At 72.6% G+C, this 20,417-nt stretch carries 16 protein-coding genes; 9 read left to right on the plus strand and 7 right to left on the minus strand.

Annotated elements, in window-relative coordinates; translation table 11 throughout:
* Nucleotides 1-608: 608 nt before the first annotated feature.
* The 5 genes from ABD205_RS03935 to ABD205_RS03955 all read left to right on the plus strand — a co-directional run bounded on the left by ABD205_RS03935 (nucleotide 609) and on the right by ABD205_RS03955 (nucleotide 4,497).
* Nucleotides 609-824: a hypothetical protein gene (locus ABD205_RS03935; RefSeq protein ID WP_344042614.1), complete on the plus strand. Its 216-nt coding sequence runs from the start codon at nucleotides 609-611 to the stop codon at nucleotides 822-824.
* 88 nt (nucleotides 825-912) lie between these two features.
* Nucleotides 913-2,199: an APC family permease gene (locus ABD205_RS03940; RefSeq protein WP_344042616.1), complete on the plus strand. Its 1,287-nt coding sequence runs from the start codon at nucleotides 913-915 to the stop codon at nucleotides 2,197-2,199.
* A 205-nt stretch (nucleotides 2,200-2,404) separates the two neighbouring features.
* Nucleotides 2,405-2,923 carry a hypothetical protein gene (locus ABD205_RS03945; RefSeq protein WP_344042618.1) on the plus strand — a complete coding sequence of 173 codons (519 nt, stop codon included), beginning with the start codon at nucleotides 2,405-2,407 and terminating at the stop codon, nucleotides 2,921-2,923.
* 87 nt (nucleotides 2,924-3,010) lie between these two features.
* Nucleotides 3,011-3,616, plus strand: a complete 606-nt coding sequence (locus ABD205_RS03950) for a TetR/AcrR family transcriptional regulator (RefSeq protein WP_344042620.1) — start codon at nucleotides 3,011-3,013, stop codon at nucleotides 3,614-3,616.
* Complete coding sequence (locus ABD205_RS03955; protein ID WP_344042622.1) at nucleotides 3,613-4,497, plus strand: alpha/beta fold hydrolase; 885 nt, start codon at nucleotides 3,613-3,615, stop codon at nucleotides 4,495-4,497. Before ABD205_RS03950 ends, ABD205_RS03955 begins: the two co-directional genes overlap by 4 nt.
* Before the next feature lie 133 nt (nucleotides 4,498-4,630).
* Here ABD205_RS03955 and ABD205_RS03960 read toward each other — a convergent pair whose 3' ends face one another.
* Nucleotides 4,631-5,878, minus strand: a complete 1,248-nt coding sequence (locus ABD205_RS03960) for an MFS transporter (protein ID WP_344042624.1) — start codon at nucleotides 5,876-5,878, stop codon at nucleotides 4,631-4,633.
* A gap of 147 nt (nucleotides 5,879-6,025) precedes the next feature.
* Nucleotides 6,026-6,448, minus strand: a complete 423-nt coding sequence (locus ABD205_RS03965) for a pyridoxamine 5'-phosphate oxidase family protein (RefSeq protein WP_344042626.1) — start codon at nucleotides 6,446-6,448, stop codon at nucleotides 6,026-6,028.
* A gap of 116 nt (nucleotides 6,449-6,564) precedes the next feature.
* Between ABD205_RS03965 and ABD205_RS03970 the strand changes: the two genes are divergently transcribed.
* Nucleotides 6,565-8,982, plus strand: a complete 2,418-nt coding sequence (locus tag ABD205_RS03970; protein WP_344042628.1) for a heavy metal translocating P-type ATPase — start codon at nucleotides 6,565-6,567, stop codon at nucleotides 8,980-8,982.
* A 42-nt stretch (nucleotides 8,983-9,024) separates the two neighbouring features.
* Here the strand turns inward: ABD205_RS03970 and ABD205_RS03975 are convergent, their stop codons facing one another.
* From ABD205_RS03975 to ABD205_RS03985, 3 genes are read right to left on the minus strand one after another with little or no spacing between them, the layout of a single operon-like run.
* Nucleotides 9,025-10,125: an ArsO family NAD(P)H-dependent flavin-containing monooxygenase gene (locus ABD205_RS03975; protein ID WP_344042630.1), complete on the minus strand. Its 1,101-nt coding sequence runs from the start codon at nucleotides 10,123-10,125 to the stop codon at nucleotides 9,025-9,027.
* 35 nt (nucleotides 10,126-10,160) lie between these two features.
* Entirely contained in the window at nucleotides 10,161-10,667 is a 507-nt protein-coding gene (locus ABD205_RS03980; protein ID WP_344042632.1) for a GNAT family N-acetyltransferase, read from the minus strand.
* A complete protein-coding gene (locus tag ABD205_RS03985) occupies nucleotides 10,664-11,032 on the minus strand; it encodes an ArsR/SmtB family transcription factor (protein ID WP_344042634.1) in 369 nt (122 codons plus the stop codon). Before ABD205_RS03985 ends, ABD205_RS03980 begins: the two co-directional genes overlap by 4 nt.
* 97 nt (nucleotides 11,033-11,129) lie before the next feature.
* On the opposite strand from ABD205_RS03985, the gene ABD205_RS03990 reads away from it, so the two are divergent.
* From ABD205_RS03990 to ABD205_RS04000, 3 genes are all read left to right on the plus strand, one after another.
* On the plus strand, nucleotides 11,130-12,503 hold the full coding sequence (locus ABD205_RS03990) for an NAD(P)-binding domain-containing protein (protein WP_344042636.1): 1,374 nt from the start codon (nucleotides 11,130-11,132) through the stop codon (nucleotides 12,501-12,503).
* Between the two features lie 37 nt (nucleotides 12,504-12,540).
* A complete protein-coding gene (locus tag ABD205_RS03995) occupies nucleotides 12,541-13,833 on the plus strand; it encodes an MFS transporter (RefSeq protein ID WP_344042638.1) in 1,293 nt (430 codons plus the stop codon).
* Between the two features lie 549 nt (nucleotides 13,834-14,382).
* Nucleotides 14,383-15,363 (plus strand): NAD(P)-dependent alcohol dehydrogenase, encoded by a 981-nt coding sequence (locus tag ABD205_RS04000; protein WP_344042640.1) that lies wholly within the window; start codon nucleotides 14,383-14,385, stop codon nucleotides 15,361-15,363.
* Between the two features lie 135 nt (nucleotides 15,364-15,498).
* Here the strand turns inward: ABD205_RS04000 and ABD205_RS04005 are convergent, their stop codons facing one another.
* Both ABD205_RS04005 and ABD205_RS04010 read right to left on the minus strand, forming a co-directional pair.
* Nucleotides 15,499-16,941, minus strand: coding sequence for an alpha/beta fold hydrolase (locus ABD205_RS04005; protein WP_344042642.1), 1,443 nt, complete (start codon nucleotides 16,939-16,941; stop codon nucleotides 15,499-15,501).
* 51 nt (nucleotides 16,942-16,992) lie between these two features.
* Entirely contained in the window at nucleotides 16,993-20,391 is a 3,399-nt protein-coding gene (locus ABD205_RS04010) for a heavy metal translocating P-type ATPase (protein WP_344042644.1), read from the minus strand.
* Between the last annotated feature and the right edge of the window lie 26 nt (nucleotides 20,392-20,417).

Below are 20,417 nucleotides of genomic sequence, written 5' to 3' on the forward strand. Positions count from 1 at the left end.
TTCGGATTCATCCACCGGACCGGCGTAATGCACCCGCCCGGCCTGCGTCCTTATCTGTGACGCCGCACGGAGGGTGCATCCTTGGCCCCTTCGTGCGGCGTCCACACGTGGACGGCCGCGCCGCACCGTCCGGCCGCGCAACTGTCACCGTGACACTTCGGTCGGCGCCCAAACCATCACCGTGACACTTCAGGCGATCAGTGACACCTGCCAACTGTCACCCACAGCGCCAACTGTCACCGTGACACTTCGGTCCACACCCAAACCATCACCGTGACACTTCACGCGATCAGTGACACCTGCTATCTGTCACCCACAGCGCCAACTGTCACCGTGACACTTCGGTCCACACCCAAACCATCACCGTGACACTTCACGCGATCAGTGACACCTGCCAACTGTCACCCACAGCGCCAACTGTCACCGTGACACTTCGGTCCACACCCAAACCATCACCGTGACACTTCACGCGATCAGTGACACCTGCCAACTGTCACCCACAGCGCCAACTGTCACGGTGACAGTTTGCGCGGCGGGCCCGGCCCCACCGACCGCCAACGCCCTGCCGGAATTCGATGTCGACAGCCCCGCGTTTCCGGAGGAACATCGTGGACGTGGCGGTGCGGTCGCCGCACGCGGATGTGGCCGAGCAACAGGCCTGGCACGAGACGTTGGACCAGGCCATCTTCGAGTTGCGCCTCGCGGCGGTCCACCGGGCCCGCGCGCTCGCCTCCATCCAGCGCGCCATCTCGCTGGGAGCGACCTGGTCGGACGTCGGCGGCTTCCTCCGCGACCACCAGCTCCGGATACCTCGTCCACGCTAGAGGGGCGTGATCTGCGGCCGCGGCCGTAAGCAACACGGTCCGGACGTGTCATCACCGATGTGAAGACCTGCGCATCGCAGGTCGCCTGATGCCGACGGCGGCCGGGCCGCGGCACCCGCGCCTGCGCGCCTTCCACGTGGTCGCGTTCGGACTCGCCGCCGTGTCCCCGGCCTCGAGCGTGTTCGCGATCCTCGCCCCCGTCGCGGTCACCGGCGGCGCGGCGGCTCGACCGGTGCTGGCCATCGCCGTCTGCGTCGCGGCGTTGGTCGCCTTCGCGTACGCCGTGGCCTCCACCGGCGTACCGCACGGGACCGGAGAGCCCGACTGGGTCGCGCACGTGTTCGGAGCCGTCCCGGCCGCCGGCACCTTCACGCTGACCTACTCGACGATCGTGCTGGCCGCCGCGCTGATGCTCCGGGCGCTCGCCGAGGTGGTCGGGGCCGACGGCGGTCGACTGTTCCTCGTCGGGGGAGCCGCCCTGGCGCTCGCCTGCACCGGCGTACGCCGCTCCATGCCCGTCGTCCTGGCGTTCCTGGCGCTCGAGGTCGCGGCGCTGGCCGTGACGACGCTCGTGCTCCTCGGCGGCGACCTGCCGACGGCGGCCGCCGCACCGCCGGTGTCGAGCCCCGGCGCCAGCACGGCGTCGCTCGCGGCGCTTCCGATCATCCTGCTGGCGTTCAACGGCTATGGGCAGACGGCCTACCTGCGTGCCGACTACGTGGGCGGCCCGAGACGTTTCGCCAGGATCATCTACGCCACCCTCGTCCTGACGGTGGTCGTGGAGGGGGTGCCGGTCGTGGCCCTGGCGAGCCGGCGGGCCGGCGCCGGGCTGGGCGGCGACTTCCCGCTCCTCGAGGTGCTGGCAGCACACGGTGCCGGCGACCGGGTCCTGCTCACGGTCCAGGTCGGGCTGGGGGCCGCACTGGCGAACGCGTCGATCACGCTCTTCCAGCTCGGCGGGCGACTGAGGCCGCCGGACCGGACCCGTGCCCGACGCCCGACGGCCGACGTCTGGCCAGGCCGGCGTACCCACGTCGTCGGCACGGCCGTGGCGGGCTGCGCCTCGATCTGCCTCGCGACGATCTCACCGACCCTGCTCGTCACGTCGACGGGCGCAGCGCTGATCGTCATCTACGCCGCGGTCGCGTGCGTCGCCCTCTCCCTCGCCCGCACCGTGCGGGCCCGGCTGACCTCTGGCGCGCTCGTCCTCCTCACGATCGCGCTGCTCGTGCAAGTCGCACGGACCGAGCCCTGGCAGGCGGCGTCGAGCGTCGCGTTCGTCGCGGTCGGGGTCGGCGCCGCTGCCGCCAGCGTGCTGCTCCGCCGCTCGCAGGGCTCGCGGGGTTCCTCCCCCACCGCGTGGCCAGCCCCCTGAACGGACCCCTTGACAGGGCCCCTCACCACATTCTTTGATGATGCATCAGGAAATGGTCACAGCGGTGCACCACGAGGCCGGACATCCATCGATCGATGCCACATCCGGACCGTCGCGGGCGCCGTTCGGGCGGTCGGCACGGAGCGGCTGCCATCCGACAGCCGCGAGCACCGGCGTGCTCATCAACGGAAGTGGGCCGACACCGATGTCCCTTCGTCGACTTCTCATCTGCACCGCCTGCCTGGCGAGCCTCCTCGCCTTCTCCGCGGACCTGGACCGCGCGGACGCCTCGGCCCCGGATCGCTCCGGCCGATGCCTGTCGGCCGTCCACGACCGCCAGCTCCGGGTCAGGATCTACCCCGCGCGGGGCTGGCACGTCCGCTGCGTCTCGTCGATCCACGTGTCGGGATTGAGCAACGTGATCGGCCTCACCCTCTCCCGGAGCCACCTGATCCTCGTGGACGCCCACCGCGGCGACCCGCTGACCACGCTGGCCCACGAGCTCGCGCACGCCTTCTCCCTGGACCGGATGTCGCCGGGCCTCCGGAGCAGGTTCACGAGGAGGATGGGCTCACGCAGCTTCTCGACGGGTACGTCGTGGGCGACCACGCCGGCCGAGATCTGGGCCTTCAACCAGGCCCGTTGCGCCGGCTACACGACCGCGGCCAGGACGCGGGCCGTGAGCTGCCGCGTCATCCGGACCTTCGTCCGCGCGACGTCCTGACACCCGAACGGGCGGGGCTTCCCGGACGGTGAGCCGTGAGCGCGGCCTATCATGCGGGGCGTCCCCCCGACCGACGGAAGGACCGGCATGCCGAGGCGACCCGAACCGTGGCGGCGGGACCGGATCCTGGACGCCGCCCTGCAGCTGCTGGTCGACGATCCGGCCGAGTCGATCCAGATCGCCGACGTCGCGCAGGCCGCCGGCGTCTCACCCGCCACCGTCCACTACCACTTCGGCGACCGGCAGGGCCTGGTGATCGCAGCGATGGGGCGCGCGTCGGCCGAGATGTCCGAGGGCCGTGCGAGCGCCATCCAGGACCTGCCCGACCCCGTCGCCAAGATGCGGAGGCTGATCGAGCTCGGCGTGCCGGACGTGCCGACGCCCGCGCTCGTGATCATGTACACCGCGATCCAGGCGATGCGCGGTCACGCGGAGACCGCTCGGGCGGCGGCGGAGCACATCGAGGGGCAGGTGGCGATCTACGCGGACGTCATCCGCGAGGGCGTGGCCCGGGGCGACTTCCGTCCGTCCGCCGCGACGGAGTCGATCGCGGCCAACTTCGTCGCACTCGAGGACGCCCACGACCTCTACGTCGTGGTCGGCGCGCGCAAGGACGGATCGTGGGGTCGCACGATGATGTGGGAGTACGCGCGTTCCGCCCTCGGCCTGCAGGAAGCGACGATGGGCACATGAACGACGTCTTCGAGATCGGCGGGCCCGACGGTCGCACCATCGAGGTGCTCACCGGCGGCACCCCCGACGGCTTCCCCCTGCTCTTCCACGCCGGCTCGCCCTCGGCGGTCGCTTTCAACCCCATGATCGACCGCGTCGTCGCTGCGGCGGGCCTGCGGCTCGTGTCGTTCTCCCGGCCCGGTTACGGCGGGTCCACACCGCGCCCGGCTCCCGGACGGTACGGCGACGACGTCGCCGAGAGCGTCGTCGTACTCGACCACCTGGGCATCGACGAGTTCGTCACGCTCGGCTGGTCCGGCGGCGGCCCTCGCGCGCTCGCCTGCGCCGCGGCGCTCCCGGGCCGGTGCCGTGCCGCGGCGACGCTGGCCGGGGTCGCGCCGTACCGCGCCGAGGGCCTGGACTGGTTCGACGGCATGGCCGAGGAGAACCTGGCCGAGTACCACGCCGCCGAGCAGGGGCCCGAGGTCTACGGGGCGCTCGTCGTCGAGCAGATCCTGCCGATGCTCGAGGCGACGCCGAGCCAGATCGCCGACGCCATGGGCGGGCTGGTCACGCCGGTCGACAAGGCGATGATCACCGATGACTTCGCCGACTGGATGAGCCGCATGTTCCACCGTGCCGGCGTCCAGGGCGCGGTCGGCGTCCGCGACGACGGCATCGCCGCGGTCGCCCCGTGGGGCTTCGACCTGGCCGACATCCGCGTCCCCGTGGCGGTCTGGCAGGGTCGCCAGGACGCGATGGTGCCCTACGCCCACGGTGAGTGGCTCGCCGCCAACGTGCCCGGCGCCCGCGCGCATCTCCTCGAGGACGAGGGCCACGTCTCGCTGTTCGCCCGGCTCGACGACATCCTCACCGACCTGAAGGCGCTGGCCGGTCTGTAGGACGGTCGCGGACGTCATACGGGGTGGTCGCCAGAGCAGCCACCTCGTATGACGTTGCGGCGGGCGCGGTCGCGGACGTCATACGGGGTGGTCGCCAGAGCAACCACCTCGTATGACGTTGCGGCGGGCCCGGTCAGACGGTGACCGGCTCCCGCGGCAGCTCGCGGACCGGCCCGGGCGTCGCCAGCGCGGCGCGGAGCCGCCGCTGGGACGCCGCCACGAGCACCAGCGCCAGGGTCATCGCCGAGACCGTCACCGCGAAGGCGGCGGTGTAGCCGTGCTGGTCGGCCAGCCGACCGGCGACGGAGGAGCCGAGGGCGTACCCGAGCCCGGTCGCGCTGGCCAGCACCGTCATCGCCGTCGCCACGCGGGTCGGGACGACGACCCGCTCGGCGACCGTGAACACGCCGATCATGAACGGGGCGACCGCGCAGCCCAGGAAGGCCACGGCGGGGACCAGCGCCGGCAGCCCGTCGACCAGCAGCAGCGGCAGGGAGAGCAGGAGCAGTGCGGCGACGGCCGTGAGGATCCGCCGCTCCAGCCCGATCCGCTCGGGGATGAACGCGGTGGCCACCCCCGCCAGGGCGCTGCCGAGCCCGAGGGTGGCGTGCACGAGGCCCGCGATGCCGGGCTGGCCGGCGTCGGTCGCGAGCACCGTGGTGCCGGTCTGGGTGGCGCCGAAGAGCGTGCCGATGAGCAGCTGCGCGAGGACCAGGATGACGAGCACCGGCGTGACCAGGCGGCCGGCGTGGGCGACCGCGCTGTCGCGGCGGCCGGTGTGGGCGGTCCGGTGCAGCGCGAACCACGTGCCGAAGACGGCGAGGAGGGCGGCTGCGAGCAGCAGTGCGCCACCCGGCGAGATCATCACGACGCCGAGCCCGATCAGGGCGGGGCCGATCGCGAACGACGCCTCGTCGGCGGCGCCCTCGTACGAGAACGCGATGTCCACCAGGCGGCGCTGCTGGGCGCCGGTGCGGGAGGTGATCGGTCGCCAGCGGACACGGGCGAGGGGACCGACCTGCGGCATGGTGAGCCCGGCCAGAGCCGCGACGCCGACCACGGCCGCGTTGGGGGCGCCGAGGTGCACGAGCGCGACCAGGCCGACGAGGGACACCGCGCCAGCGATGGACTGGACGAGCACGACGTGGCGCTGCCCCAGCCGATCGGCCAGCGAGCCGGCGAACGGCGCGCCGATGGCGTTGGCGACGGCGAGCGCGCCCGCGGCGAGACCGCCGAGGCCGTAGCTGCCGGTCGCCTGCGAGACGAGGAGAAGGGTGCCGAGCTGGCTCATCGCGAGCGGGAGCCGGGCGAGGAACGCGACGACGACGTACGTCGTGCCGGCGAGCTCGAACAGCCGGCGATACGAGGCGAGGGGTGACACGGGGGGCCTTTCGGGTGCGTCTGAACGACGCGCCGAACCCACCTCCAAGACGCGTGAAACCCTCTGCTCCGCCAATTCTAGGGGCGCTCCGCGTCGCCGCCTATTCGCCGCCGGGCCGCTGAGGTCGGCTCGAGGTCAGGCCAGAGGTCAGGACTCGAGAGTGCTCGAGAGCAGGAACCTGTCGACCTCGATCCGTATCGCGACGCGTCGCGGGTTCGGCCCCGGCACGCGGTAGCGCTCGGCATAGCGCTCCTCGGCCCGGCGTACGGCGTCCGGCGTCGTCAGGACGCGGGCCCGACCCTCGAGCGTCGACCAGCGCCTGCCGTCGACCTGGCACGCGGCGATGGGCAGCCCGGCCGGTGGACCGCCGGCGATGCGCCGAGCCTTGGCCGAAGCGCCCGACGTGATCACCCACGCGCACTGCTCCTCCGGGTCGAGTGCGACCCCGACCGGCACCGCGTGCGGCCTGCCGTCCGCGCGCACCGTCGCGAAGGTGCAGAGGTGACGCTCCGACCAGAACTCTCGCAGTGCGGGCGGGAACGCGTCCCAGCCGGGCGTCCAGGAAGTCATGCAGAGGATTCTCCCGTGGCCGTCCACATGCCCGGAGACCCACGTCCAGGACGCCTCGGCTCACCGAACCCGGGCACCTCTAGCCTTTGATACCCCTAGGGGGTATTGTCGTACAGATGGACGGCACCCAGGACCGACACCACGGGAAGCACGCACACCTCCTGCACGGCGATCACCAGCACGGCGGCGACGGCCACGCTCAGGCGGCCCGCGTGAAGGACCCGGTGTGCGGCATGGACGTCGACCCGGATGCCGGCGGCCCTCAGGCCGAGCACGAAGGACACACCTTCCACTTCTGCTCGAGCGGCTGCCGCGACAGGTTCGCCGCCGACCCCGCCGGCCACCTCACCCGTGCCGAGGCACCCGGCCACGAGCCGGCGCTCGCCGCGCCGGCAACCAGCGGTGCGGACGAGCAGGTGGAGTACACGTGCCCCATGCACCCGCAGATCCGGCAGCTCGGGCCCGGATCGTGCCCGATCTGCGGAATGGCCCTCGAGCCGGTCACGGTCGCGGCCGACACCGGCCCGAGCGCCGAGCTGGTCGACATGACCCGCCGCTTCTGGGTGGCCGTCGCGCTCTCCGTCCCGACCGTCGTCCTCGGGATGGGGTCGGAGCTGTTCGACGTCGTCGCCGACACCATCCCGGGCCGCGTCAACGCCTGGCTCCAGCTGGCGTTCGCCACCCCGGTCGTGTGGTGGGCCGGCTGGTCCTTCTTCACCCGCGGCTGGACCTCGGTCCGCACGATGAAGCTGAACATGTTCACGCTCATCGCCATGGGCACCGGCGTCGCCTGGCTGTTCAGCGTGGTCGCCACGCTCGCACCCGGCATCTTCCCTGCCTCGTTCCGCACCATGGACGACACCGTCCCGGTCTACTTCGAGGCTGCCGCCGTCATCACCACCCTCGTGCTTCTCGGCCAGGTCCTCGAGCTCCGCGCCCGTGAACGCACCTCCGGCGCCATCCGCGCGCTGCTCGACCTCACCCCGAAGACCGCCCACCTCGTCCGGTCCGACGGCACCGAGATCGACGTGCCCCTGGACGAGGTCCATGCCGGCGACCGGCTCCGCGTCCGACCCGGGGAGCAGGTCCCCGTCGACGGAGTCGTCGCCGACGGCCGCTCCGCGGTCGATGAGTCGATGGTGACGGGCGAATCCATGCCGGTCACCAAGACCACCGGCGACACCGTCATCGGGGGCACCCTCACCGCCGGCGGGAGCCTGCTCATCGAGGCCCGCGCCGTCGGTCGGGACACCATGCTCGCCCGCATCGTCCAGATGGTCGCCGACGCCCAGCGTTCCCAGGCGCCCATCCAGCGGCTCGCCGACAAGGTCTCGGCGTGGTTCGTGCCCGCAGTCATCGGCGTCGCCGTGCTCGCCTTCGTGGTCTGGGCACTCGTCGGACCCGACCCCAAGCTCGCCCACGCCCTCGTCGTCGCGGTCAGCGTCCTCATCATCGCGTGCCCCTGCGCCCTCGGCCTGGCGACGCCCATGTCCATCATGGTCGGCGTGGGCCGTGGCGCCCGCGCAGGCGTCCTCATCAAGAACGCCGCCGCCCTCGAGCGGCTCGAGAAGGTCGACACCATCGCCGTCGACAAGACCGGCACACTCACGGTCGGAAAGCCGGCCGTCACCCGGGTCGTGCCCGCGGACGGGTTCACGGACACCGATCTCCTGCGCCTGGCCGGCACCGTCGAACAGCCCTCCGAGCACCCGCTGGCCCGCGCCATCGTCAACGCCGCGAGCAACGACGGCACAGGCCCCATCCGGCCGGTCGAAGACTTCGACGCACCCGCCGGCAAGGGCGTCACCGGCACCGTCGACCGCCGTCAGGTCGCGGTCGGCAGCGGCGGCTTCCTCCGCTCGCTCGGCGTCGACACCGCAGGCCTCGAACAGCAGGCGGACGACGTACGACGCGAAGGCGCCACCGCCGTCTTCATCGCCGTCGACGGCCGGCTCGCCGGAGTGCTCGCCATCGCCGACCCCGTCAAGCCCAGCACCGCCCAGGCGCTGGCCGACCTCCGAGAAGCCGGCATCGACGTCGTCATGGTCACCGGCGACAACCCCGTGACCGCCCGGGCCGTCGCCGACCGACTCGGCATCTCCCGCGTCGAAGCCGAAGTGCTCCCCGACCACAAGGCAGACGTCGTCGCCCGCCTCCGTGCCGAGGGGCGCGTCGTCGCCTTCGCCGGCGACGGCACCAACGATGCCCCGGCACTCGCGGCCGCGGATGTCGGCCTCGCCATGTCCACCGGCACCGACGTCGCCATCGAGTCCGCCGGCGTCACCCTGCTCCACGGCGACCTCACCGGCATCGCTCGCGCCCGGCGCCTCTCCCAGGCCACCATGGGCAACATCCGAAGCAACCTCTGGCTCGCCTTCGGCTACAACACCATCGGCATTCCGATCGCCGCCGGCGTGCTCTACCCGGCCTTCGGGTGGCTGTTGTCCCCGGTCATCGCCGCCGCGGCGATGGCCCTGTCCTCGGTCAGCGTCATCACCAACGCGCTGCGGCTTCGCACGGCCCGACTGGACTGAACGCACCAGCGCCACCGCGGGCCCGCAGCGACATGATGGAGATCAGGAATCAGCATCGACGATGGCCGAAGCCGTCGCCTTCGCCGACGGTCCGACCCCAGCGAGCGTCGCTGACGCCGGCCCCGTCCAGTCGCCGTAGCCCACCAGGAACAGACGCGGCTCGCTGATGGCCTGGGTTCCCGAGGGGCCGCTCACCGGGACGTGTCCGGCGTCGGTCCGCAGGCGCAGCCGGCGCAGGTGCGGCAGCGCGGGACGGAAGCCCGTGCACCAGATGACGGCATCGGCATCGCGGAGCGTCCCGTCCGCCCATGCCACACCGGCCGGCAAGAGGCGCTCGAACATCGCCTCCGCGACGAGCACGCCACGGTCGCGGGCGTCGCGCACCGAGGCCACCATGACGATGTCGCCGAGTCCGGCGATCCCTTCGTGCTCGCGGCCCACTTCGAGCGCGCGGATGCGTGCGCGGGCGGTCGCGAAGAGTGCGCGGCCGTCGACGTCGTCCGGCAGGAATCGGGGCGGGCGCTGGGTCACCCAGGTCGTCTGCGCGACCGTGGAGACCTCGGCGAGAATCTGAGCTGCGGAGTTGCCGCCGCCGACGATGACCACCCGCCTGCCGGCGAACTCGGCGGCGTTGCGGTACTGGGCAGCGTGAAGCTGGCGCCCGGTGAAGTCCCCGGCGCCGGGGTAGGCCGGCCAGAACGGCCGGTCCCAGATGCCGGTCGCGGAGACGACGGCACGGGCAGCGAAGTCGCCTCGGTCGGTCCTCACGACCAGCCGGCCTGCTGGGTCGTCGCTCTCTGGCACGACGTCGCGCACGGTGCAGGGCCGCTCGACTCGCAGGTCGTACCGGTCCTCGTAGCGGGTCAGGTAGTCGACGACGTGCGAGCGGGGTGGGTAGCCGTGGTGGGCGTCGTCCCAGGGCGGCATCATCCAGCCCGGCAGCGAGGAGAACGACGAGGGCGAAAAGAGCCGCAGGCCGTCCCACATCCGCGTCCAGGCACCCCCGGGCCGGTCGCCGGCGTCGAGGATGACGAAGTCCTCACCTGGGGTGAGCCCGGCGCGGCGCAGGTAGAAGCCGGTGGCAAGCCCGGCTTGGCCGCCGCCGATGATGGCCGCCTCCACCTGACGCGGGGCGCCCGACACGGACCCGGACGCTGACGCCGGGCCCGCCGCCAGCATCATCGGCGCCGCAGCTCGAGGATGACGGTGTCGCGCCAGATGCCGTCGAGCTGCGCGATGCGTTCACGGCGGCCGACGTCACGGAAGCCCGCCTTGCGGTGGATGGCGAGACTGGCCTCGTTCTCCGGGAAGATGGAGGTCTGGAGCGTCCAGAAGCCTGCCCCGAGCGCGGCATCGACCTGGTGCGTGAGGAGCTGCGTGCCGAGGCCTCCGCCGGCTAGGGCGGTGTCGATGTAGATCGAGGTCTCGGCGACGCCGCGGTAGCAGTCCCGGGCCGAGGTCGGCGTCATGGCCGCCCAGCCCGCGACCTCGTCTTCGGTGGTGATGACCCAGCGCTGGCCGGGCACCCACCTGGCGTCCAGGGCGTCAGCCGGGGGAACCTCGGTCTCGAAGGTCGCGTTGCGGGTCTCGATGCCGAGGGCGTAGATGCGTCGCACGTCATCCCAGTCACCCGCCTCCATCGCGCGGACCACCGGCGCCGTGACGGGCACAGCGGCTGCTGTCATCCGGCAGTCGGTGCCAGGGCGCCGGCGAGCGAGCGCAGCACCTCCGGCACGACGCGGTAGTACGCCCACCGGCCACGCTGCTCGCGAGTGGCCAGGCCGGCTTCGACCAGGAGCTTCATGTGGTGGGACACGGTCGGCTGGCTGAGACCGACGGGCTCGGTCATGTCGCAGATGCATGCCTCGCCGTCCTCGGCCGCCGCGATCATCGAGAGCAGCTTGACCCGGGTCGGGTCGCCGAGTGCCTTGAACATCCGGGCGAGCGTCGTCGCGGTCTCGTCGCTGACGACGCCGCCGGTGACCGGCGAGCAGCAAGCGGCCAGCGCGGAGGACCCGGTCGGCTCGAGCAGGGGAAGCGTGGTGGCCATGGAAGACATCGTCCCAGATCCATTGACATCTGTCGATGGACGAGGCACGGTAGAGGCATCGACGAACGTCGATACGTGAGAAGTGCGAGGAGCTGGAATGTCTGACCTGCCTGTCGTGGTGATCGGCGCCGGTCCGCAGGGCCTGGCCGCTGCGGCACACCTGCGGGAGCGCGGCCTCGAGCCCCTGGTGCTCGAGTCGGGCGACAGGCCCGGAGCGGCCGTGGCCGAGTGGGGCCATGTCCGCCTGTTCTCGGAGTGGTCCGAGCTGGTGGACCCGGCCGCGGCCCGGCTGCTCGAGCCGACCGGCTGGGAGGCGCCGACGAGCGGCTACCCGACCGGGGCTGAGTGGGTCGAGGAGTACCTCGCCCCGCTGGCCAAGGCGCTGGGTGAGAAGGTCCGGTACGACGCCCGCGTCACCGGCGTCTCCCGCAAGGGCCGCGACCGCCTGGTCGACGCCGACCGCGGCGAGCAGTCCTTCACCGTCCACCTGGCGACCGCGGCCGGCCACGAGACCCGGATCGAGGCCCGCGCGGTCATCGACGCCTCCGGCACCTGGCGCAAGCCGAACCCGGCCGGCGCGGACGGACTGCCCGCCCTGGGCGAGGCGGCGAACGCAGACCTGATCACCTACTCCGTCCCCGACAGCCAGGCACCCGGACGCTACGCCGGCAAGCACACAGTGCTGCTCGGCGCCGGAGCGTCGTCACTGAACGCGATCATCGAGCTCGACCGCATCGCCCAGGCTCACCCCGGCACCACCATCACCTGGGTGCTGCGTCGCGGAACCACCGCGAACACCTACGGCGGCGGCGAGGCCGACCAGCTGCCCCAGCGCGGCGCGCTCGGCCTGCGTGCTCGGGCCGCGGTCGAGGCCGGTCGCATCCAGGTCGTCACCGGCTTCCGTACTGCTCGGATCCGTCGCGCCAGCGACGGTGCCACTGACCGCGCCGTGGTGGTCTCCGAGGACGGACGCGAGCTGGCGCCTGCCGATTCCGTGGTCGTGCTGACCGGGTTCCGGCCCGACCTGTCGTTCCTGTCCGAGCTGCGTCTCGACCTCGACCCGACGCTGGAGGCACCACGCAAGATCGCGGCCGACATCGATCCCAACATCCACTCCTGCGGCTCGGTGCAGGCGACCGGCGCCCGCGACCTCGCCCACGCCCAGGAGCCGAACCTCTACCTCGTGGGCATGAAGTCCTACGGCCGCGCCCCGACCTTCCTGGCGATGACCGGCTACGAGCAGGTCCGCAGCATCGTCGCCATGCTCGCCGGTGACGTCGAGGCGGCCGAACGCATCGAGCTGGTCCTTCCGGACACGGGTGTGTGCGGCGGTTCCGGCCTGTACGACGACCCCGAGGCTGCCTCGGCGGGCGGCTGCTGCGGGCCGGCGGCCCCGGCCCTGCTCAGCATCGGTGGCTCGGCAAGCGTCGAGGCGTCGAGCTGCGGGACCTCGAGCGGCGGTTGTGGCTGACCGGGCCGTCGACACGGACCGCAGGAGCCGGGCAACCGTGCCCGGCTCCCGGCGCGGCGTGCTTGTCACCCTGTGCGTGACCGTCACCGTCGGCTACGGAGTGCTCTACTACGCCTTCACCGTCCTTGCCCCGGCCATCTCGGAGGACACCGGCTGGTCTCACACCGCTGTTGTGGCCGCGTTCTCGGTGGGCAGCATCGTCGGAGGAGTCGGCGGAGTCCCGGTCGGCCGGGTCATCCAGGCACATGGCCCGCGGACGGTGATGACGTTGGGCAGCCTGCTCGGCACCGCGGCCGTCGCCGTCGTGGCGCTCGCGCCGACCTATCCGGTGTTCGTGGCCGGCTGGGTGCTTGCCGGCGTTGCGAGCACGGGACTGTTCTACCCGCCGGCGTTCGCCACGCTGACCGAGTGGTTCGGTGAGCGCCGGGTCCAGGCCATCACCACCGTGACCCTGGTCGCCGGGTTCGCCTCCACGATCTTCGCGCCGCTGACCAGCGCCCTCGACGGCGCCGTCGGATGGCGGCGTACGTACCTGCTCCTCGGCCTGGTCGTGCTTGCCACGCTGCCCGCCCACGCACTCGGGCTCCGGCACTCGTGGACCGGCGCGACCCGGCCTGCCGATGCCGCCCGGAGTGCCGCCGGGTCTCGCACGAGCGCGGACCGCCAGATCTTGACCGGCCGCCCGTTCGTGATGCTCACCGCCGCCGGCACGCTGACCGCGCTGGCGATGTACGCCTCGCTGGTCAACCTGGTGCCGCTGCTCACCTCCCGCGGGTTGAGCACCAGCCTCGCCGCGTGGGCACTCGGCATCGGCGGCGCCGGCCAAGTCGCCGGCCGCCTCGCCTACCCGGCGCTGAGCCGCCGGCTCGCCCCGACAACCCGGGCGGCCGCGGTCATCGGGCTCCTGGCCGCGACCCTCGCCGCCCTCGCCGTCATCCCAGGCCCCGCCAGTCTCCTCGTCGGGGTGGCGGTGCTCAGCGGCGCGGCCCGCGGCCTGTTCACGCTCGTCGGCGCAACACTGGTGACCGACCATTGGGGACCCGAGCGGTACGCGGCGCTCAGCGGCGTCTACAACGCACCGGTCTCGGTCGCCGCGGCACTCGCCCCGGCCCTCGGCGCCGGACTGGCGGCCGCCTTCAACGGATACGGTGCCCTGTTCCTCGTGCTGGCCGGCCTGGCCGCTGCCGCTGCCGCCCTGGCAGTCCGAAGCGCTCAGCCGGCGAGCCGGCGGTCGATCTCGGTCCCCGACGCTGCCACCGCACCGGGAACCGCATGCTCCGTCGCAGTGATGCTTCGGTCTCCGCATCCAGGCTGTGGTCGAGAGACGTGACCACACGGTCCATGAGTCGTTCGAGGCGCCTGCCGTGGATGAGCCTGACGGCGAGGCACGGACCGAGGTAGTTCACGACGTGGAACGGCCGAGCCCCGACGTTGAGCGTCCAGGCGAACGCTCGGCCCACGGGATCCGGCAGACGAGACATCGTCCGCACCAGCGGGAGCAGCGTACGCACGACCGCGTAGCCCAGGAACATGTGGAACAGCAGCTGCCCGTTGGTCCAGCGCGTCCCCGCCGTGAGGGCCCGACACTCGGCCGCCGACGCGCCCTCGACGAGCGCGCGGAGATCAGCGCGTGCGCGTCCGAGCTCGGCGTGGACGGTGGCCGTGTCGACCGGTCGGTCGCCCCCGTCCGCTGCGTCGGCCATGTCGCCGCCCGCCTCCTGCCTCCCGCATCCGGGTCGTCCGACCAGCGTCTGCGGCAACTCCGCGCTCGTCAAGGACGAGGAGGGCGTGGGCCCCGCTGGCTCGAATCCGCGCGAGCCACCACTTGCGTGACGGGGGCGCGGGTGTCATGACTGGGACAGGCAGACAGGAGAACACCGTGAAGGCACTGTGGCAGGAGCAGTACGGCGGCGCCGAGACCGTCACCGTCCGCGACGCGCCGACCCCGACCGCGGGCAACGGCGAGGTCCTCGTCCGAGTCAGGGCGGCCAGCATCGACCTCGGCACCCGTCACCTGATGGCCGGCCTGCCGCTGGCCGTGCGGCTCGGCACCGGGCTCCGCGCGCCCCGCAAGCACGTCCCCGGCCGCGCATTCGCAGGCGTCGTGGAGGCCGTCGGCGAGCACGTGACCCGATTCTCGGCCGGTGACGCCGTGTTCGGCACCGCGTCGGGGTCCCTCGCAGAGCTCACCGTGGCGCGTGAGGACAAGCTCGCGCCCAAGCCCGCGAGCCTCGACTTCGCGGCCGCCGCCGCCATGCCCGTCTCGGCCGTCACCGCGCTGCAAGGGCTCCGTGACATCGGCAAGATCGAGGCCGGCCAGTCGGTGCTGGTCATCGGCGCGTCCGGTGGCGTCGGCACCTATGCCGTCCAGCTGGCCCGTGCGCTCGGCGCAGCCCGCGTCGACGCGGTCTGCAGCGGCGCCAAGGCCGATCTGGTCCGCTCGCTGGGCGCCGACGACGTCATCGACTACACCCGGAGCGAGCCGGGTGTCGACGGCCGCCGCTGGGACCTGGTGCTCGACATCGCCGGGAACCGCCCCGTGGCCACCCTGCGACGCCTGCTGACCCCGCGCGGCACGCTGGTGTTCGTGGGTGGTGAGGGTGGCGGCCGGTGGTTCGGTGGCATGCACCGCCAGCTGGGAGCCGCGGCACTCTCGCCTCTGGTGCACCACCGGCTGGCGATGTACGTCGCCCGCGAGAACGGCCGCGACCTGGCAACCCTGGGTGAGCTGGCCGACGCCGGACGGGTCAGGTCGGTGATCGACGGCCCGTACCCGTTCGACGAGGTCGCCCGGGCCATCGCGCGGCTCGAGGCCGGTGCGGCGCGGGGGAAGGTCGTCGTCACTTTCGGCGACTCCTGAGCGCGCACTCACCCCGGGCCCGTATGGATGAAGGCCCCGCCGCTCTCGGGGGTGGGGAGCGGCGGGGCCGGTCTTGGGGAAGCGGTGCGGCCTCGCGCCAGGGTGAGCCTCGGCGCTCTTCGGACCGGCCTGTCGTCACCTCGCGTTGACGGCGTTGACGGCGTTGACGGCGTTGACGGCGTTGACGGCGCTGCCGGTGCGGACGGCGTTGACGACATCGCCGATAGCGCTTGCCGAGACCCCAGCCGGGCCCTCGTCCTCGAGCATCCCGGCGTGGGTGGAGTCGACGACCTGCTGCACCGCATCGGTCGAGAGCGCGGCGAGCCGGGCCTGGGCTCCGGTCCAGCCCGCCGTGCCCTCGCGAGTCTCGCTCGCGGTCAGGACCACCAGTGGTCGGTCGTGCAGCGTGGTGAGCGCCTGGGCCTGGGCGAAGAGGGCGGGCAACATCGAGACCTCGTCCCGCCCGTTGCGGGCCCCGCGCGCGGTGCCGACGAGGGAGCCCGCCACGTCCGCGGCACGCTCGGGCAGGTGCGAAGGCTGCACGCCGTTCAGCAGCCGGCCGACTCCGAGCCGGGCCAGCGTCGGCATCACCGCCAGGCCGCGCCGCATCATCGCGTACTGCCCACGGAACGCGGGCAGGGCGGTGAACTGGTACGGGCTCGAGCTGTCGAGCAGGACCATGCCCGCGACTTCGTCGGAGTACTGCGCGGCGTAGGTCAGGGCGTAGGTGCCGCCGATGGAATGCCCGGCCAGCACGTAGGGGCCGTGCTCGCCCGCCTGCTGGAGGAGGGCGTGCAGGTCGTGGGCGGCGACGATGCCGTCCTGGGGCCGGTCGACGTCGCCGCTCCAGCCTTGGCCGGCGCGGTCGTAGGAGCAGACCCGGGTGTGCGTGTCGGCCCGGTCGACGATGCGGGCCCAGTTGGTGGAGACCTCGCCCATGCCGTTGAACAGCACGACGGTGGGGCCGCCGTGTCCGCGGCAGTCCAGGTAGAGCTCGTGACCGTCGACGTCATGGGTGCTGCCGGGCGCGGCGTAGGCGTGCTGGTCACGCACCACGGCGATGTTCTCGTAGGTGGCGCCGACGGCAGCGAGCGCGAGGACGGCCGAGATGGGCGTGAGCATCCACCGCCCGCGCCAGGGCACGCTTCGGCGTGCGTGGACCCAGACGTAGGCCGCCAGGGCCGCGGTCGGGGCCGGCCACATCCAGCCCAAGGTGCGCATCGCGGCGTCCTGCGGGGACAACACCACCAGCGCTGTGCCAGTCGCGGTCATCGCGGCGGCGGGAACGCGGGTCCAGCGCAGCGGTCGTGGTGCGAAACGCGTGCTCGCCCAACCCATCACCGCCCACCCGAGGCCGAACGCCACGAGCAGGGACCCGGTGATGGTGGCCTCGCCGGCGCCGGGGAAGACGACGCCGACGAGGACGACTGCGGCGACGAGGCCGACGGTCACGGAGGCGGCGACCGTACGCGCGATGGGACCGCTGGACGGTGGCACGTGCTGCGGGTCGTCCTGGCCCCGGCCTCGGCGCTCCTGTTGGCCGGGGCTCTCGTCAGTCGACCGGGTGTGCGTGTCCATCGCGGTGTCTCCTGGCTCGGTGTCGGGACTGCTGTCGGAGCTGCCGTCGCGTCAGCGGCCGGCGTCTGCGGCGGTCTGCGCCGCCGGGGGGCTGGCGGGCAGCTGGGGGTGGAGGAGGAAGGGGGCGGTGACGACCGTGCCGTCGGCGAGCTCGAACTGCGCCCAGAGGTGGTAGGCGCCGGGCCGGTCGAATCGGACGTGGAGGCCCAGGTCGGGACCGAACCGGGTGCCGGGCAGGGCCAGGACGGGCCGGCCTGCCCGGTCGAACGTCTCAGCGTGCCGGTGGGCGAACGTCGTGCCGTCGGCGTGCATCACCACGACGTGGCCGGCCGCGCCGAGGTAGGGCTGCAGGTCGGTGACCGGGCCGGTCTCCTGGCCCGCGGCGTCGACGTGCGCGAACCTCAGGGCGAGGTCGCTGGTGGCGCCCACGGTCGCGTCGCCCTCGATGCTGATGCGCACGCCGTGGCCGGTCCACGAGCGGACATCGCGGGCCGGTACGGCGGCCGTGGCCGGCTGGCGGCCGGTGACCGTGACGGTGTGGGTGTCGAGGACGTCGCCCATCTCTCCGTTGCGGCGGAACTCGGTGTGGACCAGGTACTCACCGGCTGTGGGGAACGTCGCCTCGACCGTGAACACCCCGGGGGTGCCGGTCGGCTCGGGGTGGATGTGCGCGAACGTGCCCAGGTCGGTGCGGGTCAGGATCATGTGCATCCACACCTGGTGCGTGCGGACCAGGTCGCTGATGCGCTCGCCGGACCCGGCGTCGCGGACCTCGACGCTCAGCCGTGCCGGCTGGCCGGCTTCGACCACGCGGGGGGCGATGAGGCTCACCTTCAGGCCGGCCTCGGCCGGGGCGACCGGTGCGACGTCGGCCTCCTCCATGACGCTCATCGCGGGCCGCATCGGCATCCCCATGCCCTCGGACCAGGACAGGACCCCGTTCATGCCGCGCTCGGCCTGATCCGTGCGGCTGGCCCAGGTGAAGACCGACCCCAACGCGACGGCGACCAGAGCGACGGCGACCAGGTAGGCGGAGTCCGCCACCCGGGCACGCAGCGGCCGATGGGTGATGTCGCGGACGGTCGCCGGGGCGCTGAAGCGGCGCAGCCGCAGGGCGTTGGTGACCACGCTGACCGAGCTCATCGCCATCGCCGCAGAGGCGAGCACGGGGTCGAGGAGCAGGTGGTGCCACCAGTAGAGGGCGCCGGCGGCCACCGGGATGAGCAGGACGTTGTACGCGAACGCCCAGGCGAGGCCCTGCTTGATGGTCGTCACGGTGCGCCGCGAGAGGGCCACGGCGGAGACGATGCCGCGCAGGTTGCCGCCGACCAGGGTGATGTCGGAGGCGGCGATGGCGACGTCGGTGCCGGTGCCGATGGCGATGCCGAGGTCTGCGGTGGCCAGGGCGGGGGCGTCGTTGATGCCGTCGCCGACCATGGCGACGACGTGCCCGGCGGCCTGGAGGGCGGCGACCCGGTCGGCCTTGTCGGCCGGGAGCACCTCGGCGATGACGAGGTCGATGCCGACCTGGTCGGCGACGGCGTGGGCGGTGGCGGCGTTGTCGCCGGTCACCATCCACACCTGCAGGCCGAGGGCCTTCAGTTGAGCAACAGCCTCTGCGGCGTCCGGCTTGATGGTGTCGGCGACGGTGACGAGGCCTGCCAGGGCGCCGTCGAGGGCGACGTACATCGGGGTGCCGCCGGCGGCGGCCGCCTGGGCGGCATGACCGGCGAGCGAGGCGGTGTCGACGCCGAGGGCGGCCATGTGTGCCTGGTTGCCGACCGCGATGTCGGCTCGGTTGCTCGGGCCGGCCGGGGTGAGGGTGGCGCTGATGCCGTGTCCGGGGTGGGCGGCGAAGTCGGTGACGGGTTGCAGGGTCAGGCCGCGGTTGCGAGCCGCGGTCACGATGGCCTCACCGACCGGGTGCTCGCTTCCGACCTCGGCCGACGCGACCAGGGCCAGTAGCTCGTCAGAGTCGTGTCCGGGAAGCGCTCGGACGTGCTCGAGGGTGGGTCGGCCGTGGGTGATGGTGCCGGTCTTGTCCAGGACGACGGCGGTGAGTCGGCACGCGGTCTCCAAGGCCTGGCCGTCGCTGATGAGGATGCCGAGCTCAGCCGCCTTGCCGGTGCCGACCATGACCGCGGTCGGGGTGGCCAGACCGAGGGCGCAGGGGCAGGCGATGATGAGGACGGCCACGGTGGTCCCGATGGCCAGGACCAGCCGGTCGGCGTCGGGTCCGAAGCTCATCCAGCCGATGAACGTGGCGAGAGCGGTGAGCAGGACCGCGGGCACGAACCACGCGGAGACCCGGTCGGCCAGCCGCTGCATCGGGGCCTGGGAGCCCTGGGCGTCCTCGACCAGTCGGATGATCTGGGCGAGGGTGCTGTCGGCGCCGACCGCGTCGGCGCGGACCACCAGGGTGCCGGTGCGGTTCGCGGTGGCGCCGATGACCTGGTCGCCGGGCCGCTTGTCGACGGGGACGGACTCGCCGGTGAGCATCGACTCATCGACGGAGGAGGAGCCGTCGACGACGGAGCCGTCGACGGGGACGTTCTCGCCGGGTCGGATGCGGACGAGGTCGCCGACGGTGACCTGGTCGAGGGGGACGTCGACCTCGATGCTGCCGTCGGGCCCGTCGCGGAGCACACGCGCGGTCGTGGGGGCGAGACCGACCAGGGTCTTGATGGAGGCGGCGGTCCGCTTCTTGGCCTTGAGCTCCAGCCAGCGGCCCATCAGGACCAGGGCGACCACGATGAGCGCGGTCTCGAAGTACAGGTGGACTGGTAGGCCCCAGGACTGGGCCTGGGCGGGCCAGAGGGTGACGAAGGCGCTGTAGAGGAAGGCGACCCCGGTCCCCATGGCCACGAGCGTGTCCATGGTGGTGGCCCGGTGCTTCGCCGCGGTCCACGCCTGCCGGTAGATGTCGGCCCCGGCCCACAGCTGGACGCCGGTCGCGATGACCAGGATCAGCGGCATCAGCCAGTCCATCGTGTCGATGTAGAGCGGCAGGTACATCACGCCCATCAGCGCCAGACCGGTGGTCAGGGCGACCTGCCAGCGGCGCTTGAGGTGGGCGATCTCGGTGTCGCGGCGGGCGTCGAGCTCGTCGACCGGGGCCGATGCCGGGGCGGCCTCCCCCGGCGCCCCCGACTCCTCGGAGGCGGTGGTGCGCGGCGCGGTGCGCGGGGCGGCCGTGTAGCCGGACTTGGCGACCGCGGCAGTCAGCGCCTCGAGGGAGGTGAAGGCGGGGTCGTAGGAGACGGTGGCGGTCTCGTTGGCGAGGTTGACCGAGGCCGCGACCACCCCGTCGACGCGGGTGAGCGTCTTCTCGACCCGCCGCACGCACGAGGCGCAGGTCATGCCCCCGATGTTGAGGCTGGTCTCGACACACTCGGCGGTCTGCTGGGCGGCCAGGTCGGCGCTGGGTGTGGGTGTGGTGGTCGCGGTCATCTCGGTTCCTCGGTCCTGGTGGTGGG

The organism is Nocardioides panacihumi (genome assembly GCF_039530925.1).
GTDB classification, from domain to species: domain Bacteria; phylum Actinomycetota; class Actinomycetes; order Propionibacteriales; family Nocardioidaceae; genus Nocardioides; species Nocardioides panacihumi.

Coding starts and splice junctions, on each gene's coding strand:
- ABD205_RS03940 (WP_344042616.1), top strand. CDS start 913: ATGCCGACGGCGGCCGGGCCGCGGCACCCGCGCCTGCGCGCCTTCCAC.
- ABD205_RS04010 (WP_344042644.1), bottom strand. CDS start 20,391: ATGACCGCGACCACCACACCCACACCCAGCGCCGACCTGGCCGCCCAG.
- ABD205_RS03965 (WP_344042626.1), bottom strand. CDS start 6,448: ATGACTTCCTGGACGCCCGGCTGGGACGCGTTCCCGCCCGCACTGCGA.
- ABD205_RS03985 (WP_344042634.1), bottom strand. CDS start 11,032: ATGGCCACCACGCTTCCCCTGCTCGAGCCGACCGGGTCCTCCGCGCTG.
- ABD205_RS03945 (WP_344042618.1), top strand. CDS start 2,405: ATGTCCCTTCGTCGACTTCTCATCTGCACCGCCTGCCTGGCGAGCCTC.
- ABD205_RS03955 (WP_344042622.1), top strand. CDS start 3,613: ATGAACGACGTCTTCGAGATCGGCGGGCCCGACGGTCGCACCATCGAG.
- ABD205_RS03970 (WP_344042628.1), top strand. CDS start 6,565: ATGGACGGCACCCAGGACCGACACCACGGGAAGCACGCACACCTCCTG.
- ABD205_RS04005 (WP_344042642.1), bottom strand. CDS start 16,941: ATGGACACGCACACCCGGTCGACTGACGAGAGCCCCGGCCAACAGGAG.
- ABD205_RS03990 (WP_344042636.1), top strand. CDS start 11,130: ATGTCTGACCTGCCTGTCGTGGTGATCGGCGCCGGTCCGCAGGGCCTG.
- ABD205_RS03950 (WP_344042620.1), top strand. CDS start 3,011: ATGCCGAGGCGACCCGAACCGTGGCGGCGGGACCGGATCCTGGACGCC.
- ABD205_RS03980 (WP_344042632.1), bottom strand. CDS start 10,667: ATGACAGCAGCCGCTGTGCCCGTCACGGCGCCGGTGGTCCGCGCGATG.